Genomic DNA, 7,278 nt, shown 5'->3' with positions numbered 1-7,278 from the left:
ACGTCGCGCCGGCAGCACGTGCCATGGCGTACAGGGGCTGGCCGGCGGCGGCGGACGCCTAGCGAGATCACGTGCAACCCGGATCCCGTTGCCGAGCGACAGCGCGGTCGCCCCGTGCACCATCAGCGTCGAGCGGGTCACCAGGTGGGGGCCGACGCCGGTCACCGCTACCAGCGCACCCGCGCCGGACCCGATCTGGGCGAGCCGCACCGCTTGCCGGCTCACCGTGGCGGCGGCGGCGACAGCCTCCACCATCATCGCCGCGGCCGAGAGATCCCCGCCGACCAGGACGTCCGCCCCCCAGGCCGGGGAGCCGTCGTGGTCGTCGACCCCGACACCGACGTCGGCGCCGGTCACCGCGGCACGCCGGTGCGAGACAACAAGAACACCGCCGCGCTCCGCCTGTAGATCGGCGATGACCGCCACCAGCCGCCGCCCGCCCGGGACCACCGGGAACCCGAGACCGTCGGCCGGACCCCGGTCGCCCTGGGCCACGCGCACCGCGAGTCCGCTGCGACGACAGGACGCCAACAGCGCCTCGCTCGCCGGCGCCCGCTCGGGAATCGCCCAGACGACCGCCATCGGTCTGCCACCCTGTGTGAGGCCGAGGATCCTCACAGCCCCCGCGGTTTCCAACCGCTGCTTGTCCTGGATACCCGAGCAGCCGTACGGGTCCAGCGGGGCGAGCGTCCAACCGTCCCGGGTGACCAGTGCGGCCGGATCGGTCGGCTGAAACAGCGCATAGGCCTGGACTGCGACCTCGCTCGGGTCCGCGCCGTCCACCGGGATGACCTCGCCAACTGCGAGCATGGGGCTCACCAGGATGTCGTGATCGATCACGATGGTGTCTACCCGGTCGAGCCGCCGCAGGGCCTCGGGACGCATCACGTGGACACCGCGGCGCGCCAGCACCCACATGAGATGGTGGGAAAATCCCTCCCGGCCGAACCGTACGGGACGCGGTAGCAGGGCTAACCCGGCCACAGCGGCACGGCGCGCGTCGCCGGTGACGGCCGCGGTGGCCCCGAATGCCCCCAGCGCGCCGATCCCGGCGGCGTCGGCGTACCGCTCCAGCGGCCCGCGCGGCAGCGGTCGGGGCCGCTCGCCGACCACCGCCTCGGCTGCCGCACGGTCCGGATCGCCGAGCAGATCGTCGCCGGCTGCGATGAAGGCATTGCGTCGGGCGCAGGCGGCCGCGAGGGCTTCGGCTCGAAGCACCGCATCGACACCGATGGCGACGTCCCCGTGCGACAGCCCCATCGCGGTTGCGGTGGCCACCGCCAGGACGATGTCCGCCCGCTCCAGGCCGATCGCCCTCTCCAAGATCCCGCGTAGTCGCGGCTGGGTGTCGACGACCGTGACGAGCGAGGCGAGCTCGATCGGCAATGGCAGCCAGCGGGCGACCCGACCCGCCGACGCCACCCCGAAGGCAACCCCGTCTGCGACCAGCGCGGTAGCCGCCCGCACCACGGGAGCCGGTGAATCCGGCTGATCGGACAGCCTCGGGCTACGGTGGCCGCCCGCCCCGACCAGCGCCTCACCGCCACCGCCCCCCGCAGTACCACCGGCGTCAAGGCGCTCCACCCGTTCGACTACCGCCGTCAACTCGCGTTGGGTCGGATAGGGATCGGACAACGCGAGCAGAACCCGTCCCAGCGGTGCGTTGACCCGGGCCCACAGGACCCCTGGGCAGCGCTGGAGCTCCTGCTCCAGGAGCCTGCGCCGCGCCTCGCCCGACGGACCCCAGATACCTTTACCGTGCACCTTGACGCTTGCCCGGGACCGAGCAATCCGATCGTCGGGTGAGGGAGCAACCGCGGGCTCCATCCGATCCAGAAACGGTCTCGCCACCGATGCAAGCCCCATGCCGGACAGCAGGTGCCAAACCCCTGACAGGGGCATCTGCACCCTCCCATCATCACCGTAAGATTCTTTACGGTCACCAGAGGTCAGCACGTCAGGCGGCAGCCTCCACCGCCACGCCACCAGGACCAAGCGGCTCCGACCGTCCGACCGGCCACCGTCCTGACCGGCCACCGCCCGGCCGGTGCGTGTAGCTGGCCCGATACCCCGAGGCGGGCGTTAAACACCCGGTCCAGGCACGCCGGCGCCTCCGGGGCGTAGAGCGACCGGCAATAGGGGACGCGGCGTCGCGGGGCTCGGGCACGCACCTCGCATCGTTGTCGTCGGTCGACACCCGACACCAGGGTGCCTCCCTCCTCCGCCTCGCGATGCACGCACCCCAGCCCCGCTCCTTGATCCACGCCCCTACTGCCGGGCGCTCTTAATCGCGAGCAAAAGATTGATTCAAAAAGTGATGCAAACTTGACGGAAAGTAAAAAATTTGCCTCAAAGAAAGATGGAGGTTTCGATTTTGAGATCTCCCGTTTACCTGTGGTTCCCCTGCGGGAGGATGAACACATAACGGAAAGGAGGTCCGATGCCTAGCAGGACAGACGACCAGTCACAGGACACGGCACGGGACAACGGCACCACCGCCGCGGCTGCCAGGGAGGAGCGTGACGATCAAAATGTCGACAACGGCCACGCCCGCGACGCAGGGCAACGCGAAGCGGGACGCCCGCACACGGCGACGCTGCGGACACCATTCGCGACGGCCCGCCTTGAGGTGCCCCGCGCTCCGGGTACGAGCATGAAGGTGGGTCCGGTCAGGCTGCCATCACCAGCCCAGACCGCCTTCTACCTCGGCCTGGGTGCGCTTGCCGTGGCGGAGGTCGTTGAGTGGCCGATCGCAGCGGCGATCGGCGTGGGCACCTATGTAGCCCAGCACAGCCGTGGCGGCGAATCGGCGTCGCAGGGGCGTCGAGAGGCTCCCACCCGCGGAGGGCCCGAGATGCGACGAGAGGCCCAGACTTCACCGGACGCGCCCGCCGAAGCCTAACTACGAGCGACCGGCAGTAGATGCGTGGATCAAGGAGAGTGGTACTCGCCGCAACGATTATATGATGATCAATACAAGGACCGGCATGTGGCCGGTCTTCAGCTCGCAGTGGGCGGTGGGCGGTGGGCGGTGGCGACGCAGGGGTCGCTCAGTACACCGTGCCCGGTCAGACAGCGCGCCGGTCAGACACCGAGTCCATCAGGCCGCGTGTCCATCAGGCCGCGTGGGTAGCCGATGCCCGCCACCGTCGGAACAGCGAGGCTACGAGTGCGAACACGGCGGCGCTGAGCGCTTCCGCCACCAAGGTCAAGATAATCTCCGACACGGCACTCCTCGTGGACGAACCCCTTGGGGACCATCCACAGAATAGGTTTCATACGAGCGAAGGAGAGGAGTCTCACACAGCAGAAAATCGTGAACATCCGGTTAACACAACGGATCACCGTCGGCACCCCATCGGCCTCCCTGGCCTGCCCGGTGGGCATCGATCCGCGCGATCGGAGATCCGTCGGACGGGCCTAGTACTCTCCATGAACAGACCCTCACCGGAGCCGGACGAAGCCGCCCGTACCCGGAACGGCCAGCCAGCCGAGGGCGACGCGATCATGGATACTGTCGCGGCGCCGGCGGCCCCAAGGAACCAAGGAGACCGACAGGTGGTGACGTCCAAGACGCGGCGACGGCGCGAGCTTGCCGCCGCGAGGATCACCCGCCAGACGGAACGCCGCGCGGCTGAGCGACGCCGCCGCCAGCGCTTGATCGCCGTCATCGCCGCGGGCGTCGTGGTAGTACTCACCGGCACGGTCACCGGGGTGCTGCTGTTCGCCGGTAACGACGACAAGGCCACCGTCTCAGCGTCGGCATCGGCGACCCCGTCCGCATCTGCGGTGCCATCCGGGTCACCATCATCCGCGGCGTCCGCCGCGCCCGCGTCGACGAAGGTCGGCCCCTGCACCTACACCTCGGACGGCCGGAATCCGTCACGGCCGGTAAGCCTGCCCACGGCGGCCGGCACCGTCGACCAGTCCCCCGCCACGATGGTCATCACCACGAACAAGGGCACGATCAAGGCAGCGCTGGACGCGGCGAAGGCTCCCTGCACCGTCCACGCCCTGCTCACCATGGCCAATGCCAAGTACTTCGACGGCACCCCCTGCCATCGTGAAACCGCCGAGAACATCTTCGTGCTGCAGTGCGGTGACCCGACCGGTACCGGCCAGGGCGGACCGGGCTTCGCCTACGCCAACGAGAACACCAACGGCGCCACGTACACCCACGGCGTGATCGCCATGGCCAACGCCGGTGCGAACACCAACGGCAGCCAGTTCTTCCTCATCTACAAGGACCCGAACGCCGCCGGTGTGCAGGCGCTGGGAAGCAACTACACGATAGTCGGTAAGATCACCGATGGTCTCAGCATCCTCGACACCCTCACCTCCCCCGGCATCGAGGGAGGCAGCACCGATGGTGCCCCCGTCAGCAAGGCGCAGATCACATCCGTGACCCTGACCCAGACCGCCTGACCCAGACCCCCCTGGCCCAGACCCCCTAACCCAGACCCCGTTGGGGCGACCGGCACGAGTGGAAGGTAGACGTACATCCTGTGTCCGATTTATGGCCCTCTGGGATGTCAACCTTCCACTCGTCAGGACCGCACCGTCAGTAACACAAGGATCTTCTCGCCGTGACAACCCACCTCTCGCCGTGACAACCCACCTCACCCGACGGATTCCTGCGGATAAGGCACATTCGTCCGGATATTTCGGGATCCTCTCTGTGTGCTCCCGGATCTCGATCGGCTCGCCGCTAACCAGGATGGTCTGCTCTCACGTGCGCAGCTGACCGCGAGCGGTATGTCCGGAGCCACGATCGACGCGATGATCCGGCGGGGCCGCTGGCGCTGCGTCCTGCGGGGCGTCTACCTGGTGAATGCCCATGAGAACGCAGAACCCACGCCGACGCGGGTACTTGCGCGGGCCGCCATGCTGCGATGGGGTCCGACAGCCGTGATCAGCCATTCCTCCGCCGCCGACCTGCTGGGTTTCCCGCTGCTTTCGACTCCGCCCGCCTGGGTTCGGACGCTGGGGCTCCCCCCTGACCCACCATCCCCCCGGTTGACGGTGACGCTCGAGCCCGCCCGCCGGGCCACGGCGCCCGGCATCGAGTTCCGCCGTGCGCGCCTCGCCTCGACAGATTTCCTCCCCGTCGAACGAATCCGCGTAACCACACCTACGCGCACCGTTTCCGACATGGTGCGTACTGCGCCGCTTCTGGCCGCGGTCGGTGTAGCGGACGCGGGCTCCCACCGCAACCCGGACCTGCTCGGCATGGTCGCGATGGACCTCGCGCAGGCTCCGCGGGGACGAGGCGTCGCCCACGGCCGCCGGGTGCTGGGACTGGTCTCGCCGAAGACCGAGTCCCCGCTGGAGACGATGCTCCGCCTGCTCCTGCACCTTTGCGGCCTACCGGCTCCGGTATGCCAGTACGAGGTCCAGCCGCTCAACGGAAAGATCATCGGCAGAGTCGATCTCGCGTTCCCGGACCGCGGCCTCCTCCTCGAGGCGGACGGCAGAACCCACCACGAGGCATGGCCCGACGGCGTCCGGGACCGACGTCGACAGAATCTCCTCGTCACAGCGGGTTTTCGGATACTGCGCTTTACCTGGGACGACGTCTGGAGCCGACCCATGGATGTGGTCGAGGCTGTCCGCTCGGCCCTCACGCCGTGAGGTAGCCAGACCGTGGAACACAGGGCATCCCGCAAACACAGGGCATCGCGGAAGGGCCTCACCATGACGAGTGGAAGGTTGACGTGCACCACGCGTCCGATTTGTGGCTTTTTAGGCTGTCAATCTTCCACTCGTCACACCATGGGACGCCGGACGCGGGGAACGAGACGGGCAGCGGGGTGGATGACGGGCGGCGGACGCGGGGTGGATGACGGGACGCGGGCCGCTACTTCTCCCAGCGGCGGACGGTGTCGATGCGCGCCCGTAGCTGCGCGGCGCTGGCCTGGCCCGTCGCCGGCCCGCCACAGGTACGCCGCAGCTCACCGTGGATGATCCCGTGCGCCCGCCCGGTGCGGTGGTGGTGGGCTGCGACGAGCCGGTTCAGCTCCCGGCGCAGCTCGGTGATCACCTCATGGGTGGGACGGTCGTCCGCCGAAGCCTCGCCGGTGGCGTCGGCACGCAGGTCCGGCCGGACCTGCGAACCAGCCTGGCCGGGGACATCGGGTGCCCCTGATGCGGACGGGGAACGCCCGGTGCGCTCCTGCTTGCGCCGGGCGGCCTGCTGGGCCGCCTCCCGCTGCTTGAGCAGCACCGCGACCTGGTCCGGTTCCAGCAGCCCGGGAAGGCCCAGAAAGTCCTCCTCCTCGGCGGAACCGGCCGCGGCCTGGGTGCCGAACTCGCCACCGTCGAAGATCACCCGATCGAGGTGTGCGGACGAACCGAGTGCGGTGAACGACCGGTCCACCAGGTCAGGGGTGTCGCGGCGCCGGTTGGCCTCGCGAAGTGATTCGTCGTCGAACGCATCCGGTTCGCGCAGTGGCTTGTCGAGGGCGTGGTCGCGCTGGACCTCCATCTCACCGGCCAGCGCGAGCAGCGCCGGGACGCTGGGCAGAAAGACCGACGCCGTCTCGGGACGGCCCCGGCCCCGCACAAAGCGACCCACCGCCTGAGCGAAGAACAGTGGCGTGGCCACGGACGTGGCATAGACCCCGACAGCCAGGCGCGGCACGTCCACGCCCTCGCTGACCATTCGGACCGCGACCATCCAACGGTCCCTCGAACCCCGGAAAGCCTCGATCTTCGAGCTGGCCGCGGGATCGTCGGAGAGCACGACCACCGGCTCGGTTGCGCTGACTCGGCGCAGGATCGCGGCGTAGGCGCGGGCGTTCGCGTGATCGGTGGCTATCACCAACCCGCCCGCGTCCGCCATTCCGCCGACGCGTACCTGGCCCAGGCGAGTGTCCGCGGCGGTCAGCACCGCGGGGATCCAATCGCCACGCGGGTCAAGTGCCGTGCGCCATGCGGCGGCGGTCTGTTCGTTGTTCAGCGGCTCGCCGAGACGGGCTGAGAGCTCATGCCCGGCGCTGGTCCGCCAGGACATCTCCCCGGAATAGGCCAAGAACAGCACGGGACGCACAACGGCGTCACGTAGCGCGTCGGCATACCCGTAGGAGGAGTCCGCAACGCTGCGGGTCACGCCATCTGGACCGGGGAGATAGGTCACGAAGGGAATGGGATTGACGTCTGACCGGAACGGCGTTCCGGTGAGTGCCAACCGTCTGGTTGCGGGTGTGAAGGCCTCGCGGACCGCATCCCCCCAGGACCGGGCGTCACCGGCGTGGTGGATCTCGTCCAGGATCACCAGCG

General features: G+C 68.9%; 4 protein-coding genes and 1 pseudogene. 3 read left to right on the top strand and 2 right to left on the bottom strand.

The annotated features are described in order from the left end of the window. Positions 1–1,902: pseudogene (locus U9977_RS16220) on the bottom strand (ATPase); the annotation flags it as partial. 538 nt (positions 1,903–2,440) lie between these two features. Between U9977_RS16220 and U9977_RS16215 the strand changes: the two are divergent. From U9977_RS16215 to U9977_RS16205, 3 genes are all read left to right on the top strand, one after another. Further along, entirely contained in the window at positions 2,441–2,902 is a 462-nt protein-coding gene (locus tag U9977_RS16215) for a hypothetical protein (protein ID WP_322750104.1), read from the top strand. A gap of 656 nt (positions 2,903–3,558) precedes the next feature. Further along, the gene (locus U9977_RS16210) at positions 3,559–4,425 is read left to right on the top strand and encodes a peptidylprolyl isomerase (protein WP_322750103.1); all 867 of its coding nucleotides are present in this window, start codon (positions 3,559–3,561) and stop codon (positions 4,423–4,425) included. Between the two features lie 255 nt (positions 4,426–4,680). Further along, entirely contained in the window at positions 4,681–5,631 is a 951-nt protein-coding gene (locus tag U9977_RS16205) for a type IV toxin-antitoxin system AbiEi family antitoxin domain-containing protein (RefSeq protein ID WP_322750102.1), read from the top strand. Between the two features lie 226 nt (positions 5,632–5,857). On the opposite strand, the gene U9977_RS16200 is transcribed toward U9977_RS16205, so the two are convergent. Beyond that, a partial coding sequence (locus U9977_RS16200; RefSeq protein ID WP_322750101.1) for an ATP-dependent helicase occupies positions 5,858–7,278 on the bottom strand: 1,421 nt, incomplete at its 5' end.

It is taken from the genome of Protofrankia sp. Cas8, assembly GCF_963555845.1.
GTDB lineage: Bacteria > Actinomycetota > Actinomycetes > Frankiales > Frankiaceae > Protofrankia.
Note: the sequence above shows the minus strand (reverse complement) of the source record. Positions and strands in the feature narration are given on the sequence as shown.